The following is a 21,689-nucleotide window of genomic DNA, read 5'->3' as shown; positions in this document are numbered from 1 at the left end:
AGTGCCGTCGCCAGCTTGTTCTGTTTCGAAAGAGTATTCTTTGCTTGGTGCCTTAGATGTTCAGCCCGCGAATCTGCTGTTCGATCTTTTCGAACCCGCCGGAGACTTTGACCACTTCTTCTTTTTGCTCGGAGACGAGGACGAGAACATCCTCCAGGCTCTCCTTGTTTTTGTCCGTGATATCGGCGTTGAGGTCGACTTTCGCCCCGACTTCCTGCATCATGCTGTGCACATGGACGATAAACTCTTGCAAATACTTCGTTTTGTCCGCGAAGTCCTGCATGTAGTTGTCGACATTCGCAAACATCTCCTGCACTTCCAGAATGCCTTCGCTATTTTTTTCAAAAGAAAGCTGTGACGACGAAATCATGTCCGAGACTCTCTTCATTTTTTCGCGAATCGTCATCAAGAGCGTGGCGATCGACTCGGACGACACTTTGGAAGATTCGGCCAGCTTGCGCACCTCGTCCGCTACGACGGCAAAGCCTCTGCCGTGTTCGCCGGCCCGGGAAGCCTCGATCGTCGCGTTGAGCGCGAGCAGATTGGTTTGAGCCGAGATGTCGGAAATCGTCTGGATGATTTTTTCGATGGACTCCGTTTCCTTGTACAGCTCCTGGATGAGGCTGTTCGTCCCTTGGATGTCTGTGATAAACCGCTCGAAGTCGCTGCCGATGTTGCCGATGCGCTTCCGGCTTTCCTGAGTCGCTTCCTTCGTAGACTCTACGTAGTCGTGCATCTCCGTCACGGAGCGGGTCATGTCCTCGACTTGGACGTTGGTGGAAGCCATTTCGTTCTTCAGCTCGTTCGTGTTGTCCGTTTGCACGCTGAACGATTGGAGAATCTCTTGCAGGGATTTCACGGTTTCGACTGCTCGAATATTGACGCCATCGGTTACTTTATTGAGATTTTCCTGGTATTCCTGTACCGAAGCAAGAGAGTGGTTGATTCGATCCAATACGCGCTGGAGCGATTCTTTGGACTCGATGGCCTCCCGCTTTTGCGCTTCGCTCTCTTTTTGCAGCTTGTTGTTGAAGAACGCATGCATCATGCTGGTGACAGAAACGAAGCAGAAGGTAAGCAGGTAGTACATCAGGTCGACAGGGGAGGTGGTATGGAAAATCCCTTCGCCCTGCGTGAAGAAGTAGTACGACACGATACCGAGTGTAGTCACAATGGTCAGCGCGTTGATGATCTTATCCTGATAGATGCCCATTACAGCCACAAAAAACATGATCGTCATGATGTTGACCATATACGGATCCAAATGCACGATGACGAACATGAAGATCCCGATCACGACAAAATTGAAATACTTCATGAAGGGAGCCATTTTCTCCCGCAATTCAGGCCGGTTGGAGATGTAGGTAAAAGGAGCCAGTACGACATACAGGATTCCCAATACTGTCAGAACGAAGGAGAGCGGGACTCCAACCAGCAGATTGACGATTTGAACAACGGTGATAATGCTTGCAAAGACGGTGACGACCCAGTTGTTCCTTCTCCGTAAAAGATCCATATCAGTTCATGACCTCGACTTTTTTAGGATGGGATGGTTGGTACCACGAATACTTCTCATTTTCTTTATCGGCATAAACTTCTTTCAGGTGAAACAGAGTCGGGATCGCCTCAGCCCCTTTATAGAAGATGTTTTCTTTGACTTGCGTCGCGCGTATGCGGTACCTCTCGTTCACCGAACGAAAAAAGGAGGGGTCCGCGATGCCGATCGCGTGTGTATAGCCATGTTTTTCGGCATAATCGATCATGAGGCAGATTCCCTCTCTGCCCAGCTTTCCGCGATACGCAGGCAAAACGGCGAGACTGTCGACCTCCATGACCTTCATCTCGTCTGTGACGACATCGTCAAACAGCGAATGAATAAACGCGTTCGATTTCGCATACGGCGTGAACTCAAAAGTGCCACCTGCCTGACCGTCTTCCGCGATCAGCAAATACAAATCGGAGCCATCCTTGGCATACTCCATTTCAAAGCCCATGGAGCTCCAGACCGTTTCCTTGATTTGATGGAACAGTTCCAACGTTTTGGCAGAATCTACTTGTTTGTACATGTTTCCCACTCCACAACAATGTTTCTCTCTCTCTTTTTTAAATCGGATTGTGTTCTTGCTTCTTTCACTCGATCTTCTCCTAAGGCGTCACTCCCATCGGAAAAGGGATGTTCAGAGGCAATTCTCTGTCAACTAACTTCGAATTGTGTAAGTTAATGTCGGATTCTGTAAAATTCTATACTACTAAAAAATAACTTGTCAAGTTTTGGAAAGTATCATGAAATTTATGTTTCACATGAATAAAAAACGGGTATATAAAGGAATTTGGTTCTGGATGTGTAATTATTCCCTGGTGACCGGCAAGGGAATTGCCTGGCGATTTTGCTGGAGCGAATCCACTATGGCCGAACAGGAAAAACTTAGGAAAGCAAAACTGAAAAGGAGGGGAATTATGTCAGCGGACTATAAAAGGGTTTTCTGGGCTTCCGGTTTCGGCTGGATGTTCGATGCGATGGATGTGGCACTTTTATCATTTATTATGGTTGCGCTCAGGCAGGAATGGGGGTTGTCCGGAGAGGAAGCAGGCATGCTCGGGACGGGCAATACGGTCGGAATGGCGATCGGGGCATTCGTCGGGGGCTATTTGGCGGACCGGATCGGTCGCAGGCCGGTGTTCATGCTAACGCTGCTGCTGTTCGGAGCGGCGAGCCTGGCCAGCGCGTTTGCCACCGGCTTTTCGGTCATGCTGTTGTTTCGCTTTCTCATCGGGCTGGGATTGGGAGCTGAGCTTCCCGTCGCCTCCACATTGGTGAACGAGTTCGCTCCGCCGGAGAAGCGGGGACGAACCGTCGTCTTGCTGGAGAGCTTTTGGGCAGTGGGCTGGATTTTGGCCGCCGTCATCTCGTATTTCGTGATTCCGGTATACGGCTGGAGAACGGCCGTGGCAATCGGGGCGCTTCCGATGGTGTACGCGTGGTTTATCCGGCGGACGATCCCCGAATCGCCGAAGTTCCAGCAGCAGGAGAAGCGAGTCCCTCTGAAAGACTTGCTGACTTCACACCGAAGGGAAACGATCACGCTGTGGATCGTCTGGTTCGCCATCACCTTTTCCTACTACGGCATGTTTCTGTGGATGCCGTCTGTGCTGGTCGACAAAGGCTTCACGATGATCAAAAGCTTCCAGTATGTCTTGATCATGACGCTTGCCCAGCTGCCGGGATATTTCGCGGCGGCGTACTTGGTGGAGAAGTGGGGCCGCAAGCAGACGCTGTCTACGTTTTTGTTCCTGACAGGCGTGATGGCCTACGCTTTTGGCAATAGCACCGGGACAGGTATGCTCCTTTTGACCGGAGCCTTGCTTTCCTTTTTCAACCTCGGAGCGTGGGGCGCACTTTACGCGTACACCCCGGAGAATTACCCGACTCCGCTGCGGGCTACAGGCTCGGGCTTTGCCTCCGGGGTCGGCAGAATCGGCAGTATCATTGCGCCGTATCTCGTAGGCTACTACACGTCGCTGCATTACAGCTACTCGTTTATCTTCGGCATGTTCACGGCCGTGCTTTTGATCGGGACCATCGTGTTGCTCGGGCTTGGTAAAGAGACGCGGGAGACGGGATCGGCCAGTCCAGCCTAAGAGGTGGGATACAGCGCGAGGGTTGCTGTCGCCTCCGCGATTACCTTTGTCCGCAGCTCCAGGGGTTCTATCACTTGCATGCGCGAACCGTACCCAAGCACGATTTCGCAAGCGGACTCCAGCGTATGAAACTGCACATCGGCCTCCACCCATTCCTTGTCTGCGGGATGGGTGGATTTTATTTGGACGTACCTCTCCTGCTTCAGCCTGGCAAACGAATGCTCTTTTACCCGGATACGTGCGGGATAGCGCGGGAGGCTGGATTGAAAGGCGACTGTCGATTGCTCCCAGTATTCGGCGAGGTCAAAGTCCGCGGGGCGTTCGAAGGATTCATCCAACAGGCGCGCCTCCGCCAGCCGTGAGACCCGGTAAGTACGTGTGTCTTCTCCTACCTGGGCGACGAAGTACCACGTGCTGCGCTTGGCCACCAGTCCGAGTGGATGGACGATTCTCTCCACGGTGTCTTCTGCGCCGGTGGGCGCAGGGGAGCCGGGTGAGTTCCGGACGGAAGAGTCGGCTTCCTGATAAGACTTTTGAAACGGGTTTTTCAGATAGCGGATGAAGAGGGCTCTCTCCTGCCAGATCGCGTCCTGTACCATGGACAGGTACGGAATGGACTCCTCGGACTGATGCCATCCAGCGCCATCGATGTGGATGCGCTCCCTGGCGTACTGGGCGCCTTGCCTGGTGCCTGCGGGGGAGGCCGCCAGCAGCTTTTGCCACGCCGCCTCAAAGCTTCCGCGCATTCCCAGATCGCCCAGCGTGGCGGTCGGCGAGACGAGCAGGAGCGATTGGAGCTCGTTTGCCGTAAGTCCCGTCAAGTCTGTACGGTATCCTTGGGTCAAGGCCCATCCTCCGTTTGTCCCGCGCTCCGCATAGACCGGCACTCCCGCCATGCCGAGGGCCTCCATGTCCCGGTGAATCGTCCGCTCCGATACTTCCAGCTTTTCCGCCAGCTCCTTGGCAGTCATCCGTCCGTGGTTCTGCAGCAGCAATAGGATCGATACCAAGCGATCTGCCCGCATGTCACCCTCCCCTTTCTCCTTGATCTTCTCCTGATTGTATCTTACCGAATATGACAGCAGTTGTCATATTGCCGGCGGTACACTGAAGAGGCTTAGCAAGCACAGGAATCCGGGAGGGAAAGAAAAATGGAAATGGCAAAGCCTATGCAGGGAAAAGTGGCAGTGGTCGCCGGGGGCACGCGTGGAGCAGGCCGGGGAATCGCAGTGGCGCTGGGCGAAGCGGGAGCGATCGTCTACGTGACAGGACGCAGCGTGCGGGGAAACCTGTCAGATATCGGACGCACCGAGACGATCGAGGAAACGGCCGAGATGGTCACGGCGGCCGGGGGAAAAGGGATCGCGGTGCGGGTGGATCACACGCAGGAAGAAGAGGTGCGAGCGTTGTTCGAGCGCGTGAAAGAAGAACAAAACGGGCAACTGGATCTGCTGGTCAACGATATTTGGGGCGGAGAGTCGCTGACTGAGTGGGGAAAGCCGTTTTGGGAGAACACGCTCGGAAAAGGGCTGCTCATGCAAACGCGGGCCATCCATACGCATCTGATCACGAGCCATTATGCAGCGCCGCTCATGATCGGGCAAAAACGCGGCCTGATCATTGAAATCACCGACGGCGTCGACTATCGGTACAGGGGGAATCTGTATTACAGCCTCGCAAAAACCTCTGTGATCCACGTGGCGCAGGCGATGGCCGAGGATTTGCGCCCGTTCGGCGTTGCGGCACTGGCGCTGACCCCTGGATTTTTGCGTTCCGAAGAGATGCTGGACCATTTCGGCGTGACCGAGGAAAATTGGCGGGACGCCGCGAAAAAAGACCCGCATTTCCTCATGTCGGAGACCCCCGCTTATATCGGCCGGGCAGTCGTGGCCCTTGCCACGGACCCGGATATCGCGCAGAAGTCGGGAAAAGCCTGGAGCACCTGGGGGCTGTCCGAGGAGTATCCGTTTACGGACCGGGACGGAAGCCGGCCGCACTGGGGAAACTACGCGAAGGAGCAGGGTTTTTAACAGCAAAGAGGATGAAAGAAGCGGGGAGGACCTTTCGGAAGCGGAAAGGTCCTTTTTGTTTTCCTGCCTGATGAAATGTGTCCAAATCGTTTCCAAATCGTTTCTATGGAAAGCCATCCTTTTTTGATATACTCTTCCTTGATTTGCATGCTCTTTTTACTAGGAATGGTGAATTTTTGATGGACTTCTTGCTGGATATGAAAACAATCATTCTCTCGCTGGGTGTCGGGCACTTATTTACCGTCATCCTGATCAGCGCGTACTGGCGCCACCACAAAAAAGATGCCAAAATCACGAGCTTCTTTTTTGCAAAGTGCACGCAGGCGTTGGCGTGGCTGCTGCTTGCGCTGCGCGGGGGAATCCCCGATTGGCTATCCATTTCCATGGCGTATACGCTGCTGTTCGTGGGCACTTCCCTGGAGGCGATTGCGATGCTGATGCTGGTAAAGGCCTTTGACAGGGGCGCCAGAAAGGTCTACATCTCGCTTATGGCCTTGAGCATCGGCGGGTTTCACCTGCTGCTTCACCTCTACAATACCGGAGCGGCAAGAATCGGTTTTGCATCGCTGGGCATCGCCCTCTTTTTGGTCATTCCGGCTTACAGGCTGTTTAAAGAAAGCAACGCCTCCCTGCTGATGAGAATGATCGGCGCACTGTATTTCCTCGTCTTCCTATCGCTGACGTGCAGGGGCGTGGCCGCTCTGACATCGGTAAACAACATGGACATCTTCACGCCGGGAGTCGCCCAGACCTTCTCCTTTTTGGCCCTCTATCTCGTGATGATCCTGGGAAATACGGGCTTCGTCCTGCTGCTCAAGGAACAGGCCGACCAGGAGCTGATACGGATGGCCAGCCTCGACGAGCTGACGGGCATCCTAAATCGGAGGACGTTTGTCGCTCGGGCCATGCAATGCCTCGATATGTACGCCAAAAAGAAAAAACCGATTACGCTCTTGCTGTTCGATGTCGATCATTTCAAGAAAATTAACGATACGTACGGCCATAACATCGGGGATCAGGTCCTTCGACATCTGGTTGACACGATCAAAGGGGTGCTGGGAGAAGGGGATCTGTTCGGACGATACGGCGGCGACGAGTTTGCGATCCTCTTTCCCGGGATGGACGAGGCCGAGTCATCTGCCGTCGCCGAACAGATCAAAAGGACAACAAGGGAAGCGGCAGCGGCTGACCTGCCCGTGACATTCACCCTTAGCATGGGGCTTTTGACCGTCGTTCCTGACAGGCATACCCAGCTGGACGAGCTCTATATCGCCTGTGACAAGGCTTTGTATCGGGCCAAGGAGAACGGCAGGGATGGGGCGGCACGCGTCTGGAGCGAAAACCGGGAAGCGTTACCGTCGTAAAAATCGTCAGACAAGCAAAAAGGCCGGAAGTAGCTTCCGGCCTTTGGCTTGCAGCCGCCGCTCATTCCCCGATCATCGGCCACTCCAGAGGCCACAGGCGCGGCAAGCCCTTCAGGAGGATGAATGCCGTTTCGAGGACATCCACTTCTGGACATTGCCGGTCAGCAGCGCATTTGTGATCACCCCTGCGACGAGTCCCCAAAATGCCGAGCCGATGCCGGCGACGGTAATGCCGGAGATCGTCACGAGAAATGTGATCAGCGCGCTTTCCCGTGCAGCGGGATCGCCCATCGCAGAGGCGAGGCTGGATCCGAGCGAAGCGAAGAGGGCGAGTCCGGCGATGACGGCGATCAGCTCTTTCGGGAAAGCCGAAAACACGGAAGCGATCGTGGCGCCGAACATGCCAAATACGAGATAAGAGGCGCCGCATGCGATTCCGGCAATGTAGCGCCTGGCCGGGTCCGGGTGGGCTTCCCGTCCCGTGCAGATCGCGGCAGTAATAGCGGCGAGATTGATTCCGTGGGCGCCAAAGGGGGCGAGCAGGAGCGAAGCGATCCCTGTCGTCGCGACCAGCGGACTGGCCGGCGTGTCGTAACCGTCTGCCTGCAAGACGCTGATCCCCGGGGCGTTTTGGGAAGCCATCGTGACGATGCACAGCGGAATCCCGAGACCGATGATGGCATCCAGCGAAAAGGCGGGATAGGTGAAGACAGGGGAGACGAGCGCGACCTGGATGGTGCCAAGAGCAAAGCGGCCCATGGCAAGCGCCGCGAGCACTCCGACGAGCAGGGAAAACACTACCGCATAACGCGGAGACCAGCGCTTTGCCAGCAAGTAGCAAAGGATCATGGGCAGAGCAAGCGCCGGGAGCTGTTGCAGCGACACAAACACCTGCACGCCAAACGACAGCAGGATGCCAGCCAGCATCGCGGTCGTGATGGCAGCCGGAACGTGCTTCATGATGGTGGAGAAGAGCCCGGAGACGCCCATGAGCGTAATCGCCGCCGCCGAGAATAGATAGGCGCCGATCGCGTCAGGAAAAGGGTAGAGCGAGAGACTCCCGACCAAAAGGACAGCCCCGGGTGTCGACCACGCCGTAATGACCGGAGTCCGGTAGCGGAGACTGAGCCCGATAGCGGTGAGTCCGCTCCCGATCGAGATCGCCCAGATCCAGGAGGAGAGCAGCTCGTCGCTTACATGGGCCGCTTTGGCTGCCTGAAAGACGATCAACAAGGGCCCTGCGTAAGATACCAGCGTGGCGATCAGGCCGACGACCAGAGCAGACACGGAAAAGTCTGCCGAGATACGGCTGATCGCCGAATGAGAACCGCGCGGGTTGGATGATGCCACACACATAGCCTCCCAAACAAGGATCAGCTCGTGCCTGATCCTTTTTCATTTAAAATATAGCGAATCGTCCGCTTGGTAATGTTGAGCTTCTTGCTGAGCAGCTTCCGATCGCCCCGTGTTTCCGAAAGACCTTTCTCGATAATCGTCCTTCCTACCTCTCCTTCCAGCAGCTTGATCCGCTTGATTACATAATCAAAATCGACTTCTTCGATGGAAGTGACCTTCCGGGCGATCGCTTCGACGAACCGCTCGCACTCGAGGTCGATCTCCCTGAGGATGGCATGCTGGCCGGGCGCAGCAGAAGAAGGGGCGGGAATCGCCGGTTTTTCACGCAGGATTGCCGGCAAATGCTCGGGGCCGATCGTGTCGCATTCGTGCAGGGCAATGGTCTGGTTCAGCACGTTGATCAACTGTCGGACGTTCCCCGGCCAGTCATAGCGCTGCAGCAGCTCCAGCGCGTTCGGATCGATCGCTTTGGGGGAGCCGTTCCGTTTTTGCAAAAAGGCGTGGGCGATTGCCGGAATGTCCTGCAGCCGCTCCCGCAGAGGGGGAATCGACAGCTTGATTCCTTCCAGACGGTAGAGCAAGTCGCTGCGAAAGCGATTCATTTCCACCTCATGCTCCAGATTGCGGTTGGTGGCGGAAAGAAAGCGGATGTTGCTCTGTCCGACCTGCTCGGCCCCGATTCGCATGAATTCGCCCGTCTCCAGGGTGCGCAGGAGCTTGACCTGGATAGAGGGCGGCGCTTCGCCGATTTCATCGAGGAACAGCGTGCCGTTGTGGGCGAGCTCGAACAGTCCTTTGCGGGCTTTGAGCGCCCCCGTAAACGCCCCTTTTTCGTAGCCGAAGAGCTCGCTCTCCAGCAGCGATTCCGGGACAGCCCCGCAGTTAAACGCGACGAACGGCTGCTGGGCTCGTGAGCTGGCTCCGTGGAGGAAGCGGGCCATCAGCTCCTTGCCCGTCCCGGTTTCCCCTTCGATCAGGATGTGGATGGCTTTCTTCGCCAGCTTTTTGGCGATCGCGACGACCTTCGCCATCGGGCTGCCTTCTGCGTACATGATCCCGTACTGGGCGGCTTCCTTCGAGAGTTCATCCTCCTCGTGTCCCGACGACTCCAGCACGGCATCGATGATCCGCTCCAGGCTGTCGAGGTCGTCGAACGGTTTTTCCAGGTAATCCTTGGCGCCCCATTGCATCGCGGTCACCGCCGATTTGATGGTGCTGTATCCGGTCATGATCAGTACTTCGCAGGAAGGCTGAGCCGCCTTGATCCGTCTGAGCAGCTCCAGCCCGTCCGCATCCGGCAGCTTTAAGTCGACCAGAGCGGCGTGAAATCCTGCAGGCTGGCCCCGGAGCAGGCGATCCACGTCTTTGCCCGTATTTGCCACGGTGACGTCGCAGTTTTTTTGCCGGAGCAAGTAGGTGAAAAACGAGGTGACCTCCGTTTCGTCATCCACAATCAGCATCCGTTTCTTCTCCATTCCGGGCCTCCTCTCGCAACAGCGGCAGCAGCAGGGTGAAAGTGCTGCCCTTGTTTTCTTGGCTTTCGGCAAAAAGCTTGCCTCCGTGGGCTTCCGCAATACCCAGGCTGACGGACAGGCCGAGCCCCGTTCCCTTGGTCCTGTCCTTGGTAGAATAAAACGGCTGGAAGATTTGCGGGAGCTGGTCCTGGGAGATCCCCGCGCCGTTGTCGCGAACAGTCAGTCCTGCATAGGCCCGCCCGTCTTCTTCTCGTGTAAACGAACGCAGCTCGATGCGGGGATCGTCTCGTCCGACGAGGGCGTCGCGGGCATTGAGCAGCAGGTTGATCACGATTTGCTCGATCTGATGCCGGCTTCCGTGAAAGAGCAAAGGAGGCTGCACCAGCTCCTTGACGATTGTCAGCCCGGAGACGGAAAGCTGGTAACCAACCAGACCGAGCGCATCCTCCACGACATCGTCGAGCGGGACGGTGGAGAACAGGTACTCGTCCTGCCTGGAGAAGGTGAGCAGATTTTGGATGATCTTTTTGCAGCGCACCCCGCATTGGTAGATGTCGTTCATCAAGGGAGCGGCCGGACTTTCTTTCATTTCCCGCAGGAGCAGCTGGGAGTTGCCGAGAATCGCGGTGAGCGGGCTGTTCAGCTCATGGGCGACACCTGCTGCCATTTCCCCGATGGCGGCCATCTTGGCGGACTGGACGAGCTGGGCTTCGATTTTGATCTTTTCGCTCACATCCTGGAAGAGCAGGCCATTTTCCACGGACACGCCGACGTGGCTGGCGATCAGGGAGAACAGCTCGGCATCCTCCGGCACTGACCGCTGTTCATCCGCTTGCAGCAGGGTGAGATAGCCGAATGTCTGGTTGAGCTGGCTGCGCAGCGGAACGGACAGGGCGTAGTGGTCAGGAAACAGCTCGGCAAAGGCTGGATGCAGCACTCGGTCCAGGGAGTGGACGGGCAGCTCGGATGGCACGGCGCCTACGAGCGTATGGCATTGCCACCCTTCGCCATCCCGTCTCGAGAGGTAGGAGGAGTAGCTGCTGCCTTTGACGAGTGTGAGTGCGAAGTGGGCAAACGGCAAAATCTGCGTGAGCTGGCTGGCGATGTACATGCTGGTTTCCGGCCAGGTGGCGCTGATCTGGATTTGCGTCAACTGATTGATGACGGCCAGCTGCCGGTTCTTCTTTTTCATTTCCTCCACGAGGTGGATCAGTTCCGTATAGTAGCTTTTTCGGGAGGACTGGATGCCGGTCAGCTTTTCGAGAATTTCCTGTTTGTTCTGCATGGTCGACCTCCTACAAGGCTTGGCGGAAAAGGGTAGCTACGTCTTGGGCGCTCATGTCGCGCGGATTGGTGGTCATGCAGACGTCGAGCAGGGCGGATCTGCTCAAGAGCTCGATTTGCTCGGGAACGAGCCCGATGTCGGACAGCGACTCGGGGCAGTCCAGATCGCGGGCAAGCTCCTTTACGGCTTTGATGGCCAGGCGGGACGAATCCCGGGAGCTGAGGCCGCTGGTGTTCTCCCCCAGGCACTCCGCGATCTGCCTGTACTTTTCGGGGGCGGCAATGTAGTTGTATTCGAGCACATGGGGCAGCAGGATGGCGTTTACTTCCCCGTGCGGCGCGTCCAGAAAGCCCCCGAGCTGATGGGACATGGCGTGGACGGCGCCGAGGATTGCATTGGAAAAAGCGATCCCTGCCTGGAGGCTTGCCATCGCCATCGCCTGTTTCGCTTCCGCGTTGTACTGGCTGGCCACAGACGGCCGCAGGTGTTTGGCAATCAGCCGCATCGCCTGCAGGGAATGCACCTCGGTCAAGGGCGTGGCGGCGAGCGAAATGTACGATTCGATGGCATGGGTCAGGACGTCCATGCCGGTGTTGGCTGTAAGCTGCCGATCTTTGGTCATCAGCGTCTGCGGATCGATGATCGCGATGTCCGGAATCAGCGACTTGGAGATGATCGCCATCTTCACCTTGCGGGCGCTGTCGACGATGATGGAAAATTGCGAAACCTCGGAGCCGGAGCCGGCCGTGGTCGGGACCATGACCATAGGGGGGAGGGGGTGGCGGATGTGGTCTACGCCCTCGTATTTGACAATGTCGCCGTCATTCGTGCCGAGGAGTGCGATTGCCTTGGCAGCGTCGATCGCGCTTCCGCCGCCGACGCCGAGAATCGCATTGCACTCGTGCGCTCGATATTCCGCCACGCCGGCGTGGATTTCATAGTCCTTCGGATTGGCCGTGACATGGGTCCACAGATGGTAGTCGAGCTTTTGCTGATCGAGGTACCGCATGATTCGCTCCACCCAGCCTGCGTCGGCCACGCCGGGATCGCTGACCAGGAAGACACGGGTCGCCCCCAGCCTGCGCAAGCTTTCCCCGATCTGGGCGATGGACTGGTTGCCAAAGATGATTTCCGGTGTCATGAACTTGGAAATTTGCATGCCTTCGTCCCCCTTTTTCCTTCCACCTAGTAATACCGCAACCGGGGAGCAAATCCCTTTTCTGGCCGGAAGGTTGGCTCGGCAGCCGTACTTTTGGCAAAACGGGCCGAATTTTCGGCCGGTCTTTGGCAAGGGGACGGCGGATCCCGGGAAATTAAAGCGCTTTCAGTTTGGCACGGCGATTGCTATAGGAAAACGGCAGTACACAAAATTATCGGCAGCGCCGAGCGAAGAAAAGAGGGGGAAGTTGAGATGAAGGCAGCGGTTGTGAACGAGTTTCAGAAAAAACTGGAGGTAAAAGAAGTGCCCGTACCCGAACCGGGGCATGGCGAGGTGTTGGTACGTGTCAAGACATGCGGGGTCTGCCACACCGACCTGCATGCCGCCCACGGGGACTGGCCCGTCAAGCCGAAGCTCCCGTTGATCCCCGGACATGAAGGGGTAGGGGTGGTCGAAAAACTGGGGGCTGGCGTCACTTCCTTGAAGCTGGGCGATCGTGTCGGGATTCCGTGGCTGTTCTCCGCATGCGGCGAGTGTGACTATTGCTTGAGCGGCTGGGAGACGCTCTGCCAGAAGCAGCTGAACGGAGGCTACTCGGCGGACGGGGCTTACGCCGAATACTGCGTGGCGCCGGCGGCCTACGTGGCTCGAATCCCGGCAGAGCTGAGCGATGTGGATGCCGCACCGATCCTGTGCGCAGGGGTGACGACGTACAAAGCGTTGAAGGTAGCCAATGTGAAGCCAGGCGAGTGGGTCGCCATCTACGGCATCGGCGGCTTGGGCCACGTCGCCCTTCAATACGCGAAAGCGATGGGGTACAACGTCGTGGCGGTCGATATCCACAATGAAAAATTGGCGCTGGCCAGGGAGCTGGGCGCGGACGTCACGGTAAACAGCAGCGAGGTCGATCCGGTGCAAGCCATCACGGAGCAAGTCGGCGGGGTTCACGGGGCGATCAGCGTAGCCGTCACGAAAAAAGCGTTTGAGCAGGCGTACAAATCGGTTCGCCGCGGCGGTTCGCTGGTCGTCGTCGGCCTGCCGAATGCGGAGCTGCCGATCCCGATTTTCGATACGGTGCTCAATGGCGTGACCGTCAAGGGCTCCATCGTGGGCACGCGCAAGGATATGCAGGAAGCGCTCGACTTCGCGGCACGCGGCAAGGTTCGCGCGATTATCGAGACGCAGCCGCTCGACAAGATCAACGAGGTGTTTGAGCGGATGGAAAAAGGGCAAATCAACGGCCGCGTCGTTTTGACGATGGAGTAGTGCGGCCCGCCAGGTAAGGAAAAGGATAAGCTGCCGTTCACTGATCTTCTTTTGGAAGACGGTGAAGGCAGCTTTTTTCTATTGCACGCATCCAGTTCACCGCGGATAACCTGATTGACAACCGATAAGCAGTTTTTGCCTGCGCTTGTTTCCCGTGCCAATGACTGCCTTTTGAAAGAATCGTAAAGGGAAACGGCAAAAGCGACCGCGTGGATGCTGCATCCGCGCGGTTTTTTGATACAGATAGGAATTTATAAAATTCCTATCCAGTATAAGGGCAACCGCGGCTCCGCCAAAAGGCATGGCGTAGCCAGGTTTTCTAATTCGGGGATGAAAACAGCCGGAAAGTACGCAAGTGGAATCGCACACAATGGGCGTTTGTGCCATAGGCTGTGGATAGTTTCCGACTGGTGAGGTGATGAAGTGATACGCCCGCGTAATTTGCCTGATTTTATCGGTGCGCTCCTGTGCATGGCGCTGGGCTGTGCCGTAAGTCTGGAAGCGTACCGGCTATCGAGCTATGCCGCCTCTGCGTTCGTAGGCGATCATACCCTGCCGTTCCTCCTGGGGATCTCTTTTATTGTACTTGGTCTGGTCCTGCTGGTTCAATCGTGTCGCCCCAAACTGTCGGAGGCGGATGATATAGGTGCCGAGCCTGTCGCTGAAGCAGGGGAGAGGACGCGGCTGCTGCTGTGCCTGGGCGTGCTGTTCCTCTACGCATGGCTGCTGGAAGCGCTGGGTTATTTCCCGGCTACCTTGATCGCTTCCTTCCTGCTGTTTCGCCTGATCGGCTCCTACCGGCTGGGGCCCGCCATCCTGCTAGCCGTGCTTTTGACGGGAGGACTGTACGGAATTTTTATCGGTTGGCTGCAAATCACATTTCCGACCGGATTTTTGTTGGACTGAAAGGAGGGAGGCGCGTTGGATACCATTCAACTGCTGCTGGACGGCTTCGCTTCCGCTGCGTCGCCGGAAAATTTGCTCATGGCGGCGATTGGCGCTTTGGTTGGGACGTTCGTCGGCGTGTTGCCGGGACTGGGACCGACATCGGCCATCGCGATTCTGCTTCCCTTGACCGGAGTGCTTGCGCCGACGCAAGGCATCATCATGCTGGCGGGCATTTATTACGGGGCCATGTACGGCGGTTCGACCACCGCGATCCTGCTCAATATTCCGGGAGAGCTCTCTTCCGTTCCTACCTGTTTGGACGGCTATCCGCTTGCGAAGAAGGGAAGAGGCGGGCCAGCCCTCGGCATCTGCGCGATCGCTTCCTTCGCGGCCGGCGTGCTGGGGGTGATCGGGCTGGTCTTTTTTGCCCCGGTGCTCGCGGATCAGGCGCTCAAATTCGGGCCTCCCGAGTACTTCGCTCTCATGCTGCTGGCCCTCACCTTGATGGTCAGCCTGTCGGGAGGTTCCTTAATCAAGTCGTTTTTGATGGGAGCGTTTGGCTATGCGCTGGCATTGGTCGGCTTGGGTCCCTCGTCAGGCATGCCACGATTTGATTACGGCGTCTCCCAGCTGGTGGGGGGCTTTGACATGATCAGCATCATCATCGGGCTTTTCGCCGTAACCGAGGTCCTGAAGGGGATCGAGGAGAAACGGGCAGCTACGGCGATCACCCGCCCGGGGAGCGTCTATCCGCAAAAGACGGATCTGAAAAAAAGCGCGGCCCCGATGCTCAGAGGCGGACTGGTCGGCTTCTTTCTCGGGCTGCTCCCGGGCTGCTCCGCCGCCATTACCGCTTTCCTCGCGTACGATCTGGAAAAAAAAGTATCCAGACACCCTGAGAAATTCGGGCAGGGAGCGATAGAGGGAGTCGCGGCACCGGAAGCTGCCAATAACGCGACGAGCAGCGCAGGCTTTATCCCGCTGTTTTCCTTGGGGATTCCTTCCTCGCCGCCGCTGGCGATCCTGCTCGCGGGTTTGATGATCTACGGACTCACGCCGGGCCCGGTGCTGTTTGAACAGCACGCCCCCTTCGTCTGGACGGTCATTGCCTCGATGTTCGTCGGCAATGCGATGCTGCTGGTGCTGAATCTGCCGCTGGTCTGGGTATGGGTGAAGCTGACGCGAGTCCCCTACGGCATCATGGCTCCGATTATTTTGCTGTTTTGCACGATCGGGGCGTACAGCGTGAGAAACAGCATGTTTGATGTCGCAGTCGCGTTCCTATTTGGCGGGCTTGGATATTTGTGTCACAAGTACAAATGGCCGGTCGTGCCGCTGGTGCTGTGCTTTATTTTGGGACCGCTCCTGGAGGAGTCCTTTATCCAGACGATGGCGATGGGCTCGGGACATATCGGAATCATCTGGGAGCGCCCGATTTCGCTCGCCATCCTGGTCGCAGCCGCGGCGTTGCTGGTCGTCTCCATCCTGCTGAATAGACGGACGAATCAAAGGGTCAGGGAAGAACGAGCGCGAGGGATGGACGTTGCCTAGCGCAGCTGGAATGTACAGGAGGAATCGGAATTGAAAGTGGATAAGAAGTGGACGACAGTCATGCTGTCTTTTTTGATGGCCATCTCGGTCAGCGCTTGCGGAGCGAAAGACGCGCCACCGGCCGCCAAACAGGCTCCGGCCGCACCGGCACAGACGGTAAGCGAACCAGCGGCGAAGGGAGGACCCGATTATCCGACCAAGCAAATTGAATTGGTCGTGCCTTTTGCCGCAGGCGGCGGAGTGGACCTGGTAGCGCGCGCGACGGCCGACTACCTGAGCAAGGAATGGGGGCAGCCGATCGTGGTCGTCAACAAAGCGGGCGGAGGCGGAGCGGTTGGCGCGGAATACGCCTTGAAGCAGGCCAAATCGGACGGCTACACGGCGCTCGCTGTCAACGTCTCGAACACGACGATGCTGACAGCAGGGATGACGAATCCACCCGTGAAAAACGAAGACCAGATCTACACCTCGCGAATCGGCAAGGGGACGCTCGCGTTCGCCGTCAAAGCAGATGCGCCATGGAAAGACTTCGCCGAGTTTTCCCAGTGGGTGAAGGCCCATCCGGAAGAGCTGACCTGGACGTCTGTCGGGCCGGCAGGCTTCTCTGCCTTTGGCGTGGCGCAGTGGCTGGACGTGATCGGAGCCGACTTTTCCAAGACCCGAATGATCGTGACCAAAGGTGCAGCCGATTCCGTCCCCAAAGTGGCGGGAGGCCATGCTGTACTGGCAGTGCATACCGTAGGGGAAATCATGCCGATGCTGCAAGCTGGCAAAGTGAGGATTCTCGCCGTGGCGGGCGAGGAGAGGAGCCCCTTCCTGCCTGATGTGCCGACGGCGGAAGAGATGGGAGTCAAAGGCCTGACCGTCTTCTGGTGGACCGGCGTCTCTTTTGCGAAAGGGACTCCGGACTACGTCATCGCCAAATGGCAGGACGCGATCGCCAAGATGGAGAAGGATCCGGCGTTTGCCAAGAAGCTGTCCGACATCCAGGTAGAGCCCGACTACGCAGACAGCACAGCCTTTACCCGGGATGTCGGTCAGGAGACGGATGCCTATACCGAGCTGGCGACGAAAAAGAACATGCGGAAATAGGGAAGATAGCGAAGCTGCCGTTCATGCAACGGCAGCTTTATTTCTGGAAGCAGCCAGGAGGGCGAATGCTCCGGAAAAGGAAGAAAGGACGGCTTCTGGGCCGTCCTTCCACACGTTTATTTCATCGACTCTGCAATTTTCACATACTCTTCGATAGGCTTGAGGCCAAACGTTTTGTAAATGACGCCTTTGCTCGGCTCCCAGAACAGCACCTGAAGTGCCGTCAGGTTTGGATCCTGAGCGCTCCACGCCTTATACTGGCAGGCATACGCAGTCATTCCGTTTGCCAGCTTGATTTCTCTCACCGTGTTTTTGCCGTCAATGAGCGGAACTTCCCCTACCTTTTCCTGTATGTCGCCTTTCATGATGTCGATGAAAAAGCGGTCCTCCGGATTGGTCGGACTCTCGAAATTGACGGTCACAGTCTCCTCTTTCCCCGACTTCACGTAGCGGTATGAGATGACAGCTCCCAAAGGCTGCTTCGTAGGCAATGGAAGCGGAGAGCCCAGCCATTCTTCGGCTTCTTTTGCCGTAATCTCTTTCGTATCGGATTCGACCTCGTATTGATCGGGGGGCGTAGGAGGTGTCCCCACTCCGACTGATTCAGCCATCTTTTTCAGTTCATCAACAGCGAGGCCGCTTGCCCATTGATAGACAATCCCTTTCTCTTCTTCCCACAGCAGTAGATTCATTTCGCCGTACTCTTGCGGCCGTTTGCCTGCATACGCTTTTCCTTTTGTGATCGTCACTTCTGTCAAACCGGTCGCTTCCTTGGCAATCTCCCCTTTTTTGATTCGCAAATAGGCCGGTTTGCCGCCCGCATTTCTCAAATAGGTACCGATGACCTGGCCGAGGTCTTTCACGTACACCAGATCGGACAAATAATAGCCCGCCGGCAAGTAGGAAGGCAGCTTTACCGGAAAACCGGCCTGCGCAGATGCACTTTCCTGCGTCAGCAGGCGAGGGGCCTCCTGTTTGGCTTCAGTGGCCGCAGCAGCCATCGGCGTTGCTTCAAGTCCCAAAGAAACAGTCAGCACCGCAGCTGCAGCAGCAGGGAGGGCATAGCGTTTCCACAATCGATTCATATCCTCACAACCTCTCCAATGTTTTCCTTTTCACTCTTTCCTACCCGGCGAACAGGAGGTTTCTTTCTCCCTTTTCCAATTTTGTTGGTGAAGCAAGCGGATAAATAGGTTTATGCTTGAAAAAATGTATACAATTACCATATGATAAATAGGCAGTACAGTACAGATAAATACGGGAGAGGAGCTTTTGAACCAAATGAAGAAATGGATGACTGGACTCGCCGCACTCGCACTTGCAACCGCAGCAACCATCGGCACTATGGAAGCGCCTGCGTTCGCTTCCCCGGAAGTGAAAGAAGGGAAGATCGACCTCGGCGGATACAGTCTGTTCCTGGACGTGGAGGGCGAACAGAAAAAAGGTCAGCCGACCATCATTTTCGAATCTGGGTATGGCGAATATTCGGAGACCTGGCATCTGGTACAACCGGAAGTGGAAAAATTCGCCCGTACGGTTGTTTATGATCGTGGAGCACTCGGGCAAAGCGATCGCAGCCTTCGTCCGAGAACCGCAGCCGGAATCGCGGAAGACCTTCACGAGCTGCTGAAAAAAGCAAACGTCAAACCTCCTTATATCCTCGTCGGGCATTCCATAGGAGGACGTTACATCCGCATGTTCCAAAACCTGTATCCGAATGAAGTGCAAGGTTTGGTGGTCGTAGACGGAACCCCTGACCGCTTCCTCGATGAGAAGGGGTACATCCCCTACACCAAACCAGAATACACATCCATCATGAAGGAGTCTTTGGATTCCCATCCGGAATGGGCAAACTGGGACGATTTCCTTAGGAGCGGCGAAGAAGTTTACAGAGCCCGACCCAGTTTGAAGCATGTGCCGATGACCGTCTTGGTTGCCCCGGCCCGTGTATCGGAAAAATCGGATGACGATAGCAAATGGGACGCTACCTTCTACCTGGAAGGCTTTGAGTCCTTCTGGCAGGAAAGACAACGGGAGCTGGCCAATCTGTCGGACAACAGCAAGTATGTTTTGACAGAGGGAACGGGGCATTCGATCCAGCGCGAACAGCCTCACTACGTGATTGATGCAATCAAAGAATTGATGGAACGGTCCAAGAAATAGAAGGAGTCAGGAATAAAAAGAGATGGATTCCTGTCTCTTTTTATTTTTTCGACTGGAAGAGTACGTGGACAAAACAGAAGCAACGGAGTTTATGGCGATTTTGTGTACGGATTTACATAGAGAGAAGGAGAAAGAGGATTTTCCTGTGGCGCACAGAAGTCCATACGGGATACAAGCACCAGGTAAATGCATCTGAGGGACGCAATAACGATGGAGGGTAAACATGGCGCTGTTAGAGATGTGGGAACGATTCGAGCTTCAATTTTTGGAAAACATCAGCGACGGGTTCATAGCGTTTGATCGCCATTGGAATGTGATCTCTGTGAACACAAAAGGCTGCCGTCTTTTGTTTTGCAATCGCGAAGATTTGATCGGAAAAAGCATCTATGAGCGTTTTCCTGCCTACAACGAGTCGGCCTTCTATAAAAAATTGCATGCGGCTTGGGAGAGCAACAAAGAAGTGAACTTTGCCGAATATGCCTCCGAGCTGCAGACGTGGTTCGAAGTAAAAGCCTTCCCGACTCTGGAAGGGTTGGCTGTACTGTTTCGCAACGTGACCGAGCAAAGGCAAAAGGAGACGGTGGAGAAGCAGTATTACCGCTCGCTTTTTTTGCAGCATCCTGATGCGGTCTACGCGATGGACCTCGAGGGCAATTACAGGACTGTAAATCCTTCTACGGAAAGAATCATCGGCTACTCCAGGGCGGAGCTTCAAAACAGAAATTTTCGCTCACATGTTTTTTCGGAAGACTTGCCAAAGGTCGTCCACTTTTTCGAAGAGGCGGCGCGGGGAACAGCGCAACGGTTTGAGGCGAGGATCCTCAAGAAAAGCGGAGAACCGGTAGACTTGCTGATTACCCACGTGCCGATTATCGTCGACGGTGCGATCGTCGGAGTGTACGGGATCGCCAAGGACATCACCAAGCAGAAGGAGACGGAGCAGGCGCTGAGGCTGAGCGAAAAGGCGCTCGCCCAGTCGCAGCGGATCGCCGGAATCGGTTATTGGGAAGTGGACTTTCAGGCGAGGGTGTCGAAATGGTCGGAGGAAACGTTTCGCATCTTTGGACTGGAGCCCGCACAGGGGCCTGTCTCGCTGGAGTGGATAATGGCGCAGGTGCATCCCGAGGATCGGGAGCGGGTGAAACAGGAACTGCAAAAAGCCGAAAACGGCCATCCGCTCCGTCTGGAATACCGGATTATTCGCTCCGATGGCGAGGAGAGAGTGGTCCGTTCACAGAGAGAATTGGCCCATTACCAACCCGAATCGCGAAAAATGTTCGGAGTCATCCAGGATGTCACCGAGCAGAAAAGAACGGAGCAGCTGCTGATCGAGAGCCAAAAACGGTATCAGTCGCTGATGACCTACAATTCCGACGGCGTAGCGGCGATGAATTTGGACGGCTCCTATCTCGAGGTAAATCCGGCGTTTGAGAGGATGACGGGATACAAGCGGGAGGAGCTGCAGCAAATGACCTACCGCCAGTTGGTTCGGCCGGAGGAAGCCGAGCAGACCAGCGTCATCTGGGATACCCTTGTCAGGGAAGCGGTTCCCTTCACGATATCGCAGCAGCTGCTTCATAAAAACGGGCAGTCCTTCGAGGTGAACACGCATAACATCCCGATTATCGTGGGTGATGAAGTGACCGGCTATTTCACCATCAGCCGCGATACGTCCCAGCAAAAGCGAATGGACGAAATCCTCAGGCAATCGGACAAATTGGCGGCCGTCGGGCAATTGGCGGCAGCAGTGGCACATGAAGTGAGAAATCCTCTCACTTCTTTAAAAGGATTTACGCAGCTTCTGCAACACGAGTTCCCCGATGCAAACCAGAGCTATTTTGACATCATGAAAGGAGAGCTGGAGCGGATCGAGCTGATCTCCGGCGAACTGCTTGTCCTGGCGAAGCCGAAGCCGGAGCGCTTCGAACTGCGCAGCGTCAATCAAGTGCTGCATGAGGTCGTCACCTTGCTGGAATCTCAGGCCAACATGAGCAATGTCGAGGTGGTGCTGTCTTTGGAGCCGACGCTTCCGCCCATTTTTTGCGACGAAAACCAGCTCAAGCAAGTATTTGTCAATATCATGAAAAACGGGATCGAGGCGATGCAGGATGGCGGCAAGCTGACGATCTCGACCAGACGGCACCATCATCACCTGTTCATTGCCTTTCAGGATGAAGGCTGCGGTATTTCCAAAGAAAAGCTGGAGCGGATCGGGGAGCCCTTTTTCACGACGAAAGAAAAAGGAACAGGTCTCGGCATGATGATCACGCAAAAAATCGTGCAGCATCACAAAGGCACGCTCGAGGTCGAGAGCCAACAAGGAAGAGGGACGACCGTAAAGGTATCTCTCCCGATTGATGGAATGTAAACGGTTACCAATTATTGTATTTTGGTTTTGCGCAAAAAAGGAAAACTCGCTGG

At 55.9% G+C, this 21,689-nt stretch carries 17 protein-coding genes; 9 read left to right on the top strand and 8 right to left on the bottom strand.

The genetic code is table 11. From position 1 onward, the window contains the following. Positions 1-52: 52 nt before the first annotated feature. Both RGB73_RS24520 and RGB73_RS24515 read right to left on the bottom strand, forming a co-directional pair. Positions 53-1,516: a methyl-accepting chemotaxis protein gene (locus tag RGB73_RS24520; protein WP_310765418.1), complete on the bottom strand. Its 1,464-nt coding sequence runs from the start codon at positions 1,514-1,516 to the stop codon at positions 53-55. Between the two features lies 1 nt (position 1,517). Continuing rightward, entirely contained in the window at positions 1,518-2,066 is a 549-nt protein-coding gene (locus RGB73_RS24515) for a GNAT family N-acetyltransferase (RefSeq protein WP_310765416.1), read from the bottom strand. A gap of 391 nt (positions 2,067-2,457) precedes the next feature. Between RGB73_RS24515 and RGB73_RS24510 the strand changes: the two genes are divergently transcribed. Next, on the top strand, positions 2,458-3,639 hold the full coding sequence (locus RGB73_RS24510) for an MFS transporter (RefSeq protein ID WP_310765414.1): 1,182 nt from the start codon (positions 2,458-2,460) through the stop codon (positions 3,637-3,639). On the opposite strand, the gene RGB73_RS24505 is transcribed toward RGB73_RS24510, so the two are convergent. After that, positions 3,636-4,664 (bottom strand): helix-turn-helix transcriptional regulator, encoded by a 1,029-nt coding sequence (locus tag RGB73_RS24505; protein WP_310765412.1) that lies wholly within the window; start codon positions 4,662-4,664, stop codon positions 3,636-3,638. The two genes, RGB73_RS24510 and RGB73_RS24505, sit on opposite strands and share 4 nt — an antisense overlap. A 132-nt stretch (positions 4,665-4,796) precedes the next feature. On the opposite strand from RGB73_RS24505, the gene RGB73_RS24500 reads away from it, so the two are divergent. Together RGB73_RS24500 and RGB73_RS24495 are read left to right on the top strand one after the other, a co-directional pair. Next, complete coding sequence (locus RGB73_RS24500) at positions 4,797-5,669, top strand: SDR family oxidoreductase (RefSeq protein WP_310774525.1); 873 nt, start codon at positions 4,797-4,799, stop codon at positions 5,667-5,669. A 179-nt stretch (positions 5,670-5,848) separates the two neighbouring features. Beyond that, positions 5,849-7,033, top strand: a complete 1,185-nt coding sequence (locus RGB73_RS24495; RefSeq protein WP_310765410.1) for a GGDEF domain-containing protein — start codon at positions 5,849-5,851, stop codon at positions 7,031-7,033. Between the two features lie 111 nt (positions 7,034-7,144). Here RGB73_RS24495 and RGB73_RS24490 read toward each other — a convergent pair whose 3' ends face one another. The 4 genes from RGB73_RS24490 to RGB73_RS24475 are packed head-to-tail and all read right to left on the bottom strand — an operon-like array spanning position 7,145 to position 12,308. Next, on the bottom strand, positions 7,145-8,383 hold the full coding sequence (locus tag RGB73_RS24490) for a benzoate/H(+) symporter BenE family transporter (protein WP_310765408.1): 1,239 nt from the start codon (positions 8,381-8,383) through the stop codon (positions 7,145-7,147). 23 nt (positions 8,384-8,406) lie between these two features. Next, on the bottom strand, positions 8,407-9,864 hold the full coding sequence (locus RGB73_RS24485; protein ID WP_310765406.1) for a sigma-54-dependent transcriptional regulator: 1,458 nt from the start codon (positions 9,862-9,864) through the stop codon (positions 8,407-8,409). Further along, positions 9,833-11,149, bottom strand: a complete 1,317-nt coding sequence (locus tag RGB73_RS24480) for an ATP-binding protein (RefSeq protein WP_310765404.1) — start codon at positions 11,147-11,149, stop codon at positions 9,833-9,835. Before RGB73_RS24480 ends, RGB73_RS24485 begins: the two co-directional genes overlap by 32 nt. 10 nt (positions 11,150-11,159) lie before the next feature. Then, positions 11,160-12,308, bottom strand: coding sequence for an iron-containing alcohol dehydrogenase (locus tag RGB73_RS24475; RefSeq protein ID WP_310765402.1), 1,149 nt, complete (start codon positions 12,306-12,308; stop codon positions 11,160-11,162). Between the two features lie 252 nt (positions 12,309-12,560). On the opposite strand from RGB73_RS24475, the gene adhP reads away from it, so the two are divergent. From adhP to RGB73_RS24455, 4 genes are all read left to right on the top strand, one after another. Beyond that, the gene (gene adhP, locus RGB73_RS24470) at positions 12,561-13,574 is read left to right on the top strand and encodes an alcohol dehydrogenase AdhP (RefSeq protein ID WP_310765400.1); all 1,014 of its coding nucleotides are present in this window, start codon (positions 12,561-12,563) and stop codon (positions 13,572-13,574) included. Positions 13,575-13,997: 423 nt separating this feature from the next. Further along, complete coding sequence (locus RGB73_RS24465; protein ID WP_310765397.1) at positions 13,998-14,480, top strand: tripartite tricarboxylate transporter TctB family protein; 483 nt, start codon at positions 13,998-14,000, stop codon at positions 14,478-14,480. 15 nt (positions 14,481-14,495) lie between these two features. Continuing rightward, positions 14,496-16,013: a tripartite tricarboxylate transporter permease gene (locus RGB73_RS24460; protein ID WP_310765395.1), complete on the top strand. Its 1,518-nt coding sequence runs from the start codon at positions 14,496-14,498 to the stop codon at positions 16,011-16,013. A gap of 30 nt (positions 16,014-16,043) precedes the next feature. Next, entirely contained in the window at positions 16,044-17,105 is a 1,062-nt protein-coding gene (locus RGB73_RS24455; RefSeq protein ID WP_310765393.1) for a tripartite tricarboxylate transporter substrate binding protein, read from the top strand. A gap of 116 nt (positions 17,106-17,221) precedes the next feature. On the opposite strand, the gene RGB73_RS24450 is transcribed toward RGB73_RS24455, so the two are convergent. Further along, positions 17,222-18,190: a DUF4367 domain-containing protein gene (locus RGB73_RS24450; protein WP_310765391.1), complete on the bottom strand. Its 969-nt coding sequence runs from the start codon at positions 18,188-18,190 to the stop codon at positions 17,222-17,224. A 196-nt stretch (positions 18,191-18,386) separates the two neighbouring features. Between RGB73_RS24450 and RGB73_RS24445 the strand changes: the two genes are divergently transcribed. After that, positions 18,387-19,268, top strand: coding sequence for an alpha/beta fold hydrolase (locus RGB73_RS24445; RefSeq protein ID WP_310765389.1), 882 nt, complete (start codon positions 18,387-18,389; stop codon positions 19,266-19,268). Positions 19,269-19,491: 223 nt separating this feature from the next. After that, on the top strand, positions 19,492-21,636 hold the full coding sequence (locus RGB73_RS24440; protein WP_310765387.1) for a PAS domain S-box protein: 2,145 nt from the start codon (positions 19,492-19,494) through the stop codon (positions 21,634-21,636). Positions 21,637-21,689 lie beyond the last annotated feature (53 nt).

The sequence above is a fragment of the Brevibacillus brevis genome (genome assembly GCF_031583145.1).
Lineage (GTDB): Bacteria > Bacillota > Bacilli > Brevibacillales > Brevibacillaceae > Brevibacillus > Brevibacillus brevis_E.
This window is presented reverse-complemented; position numbering and strand designations above follow the sequence as displayed.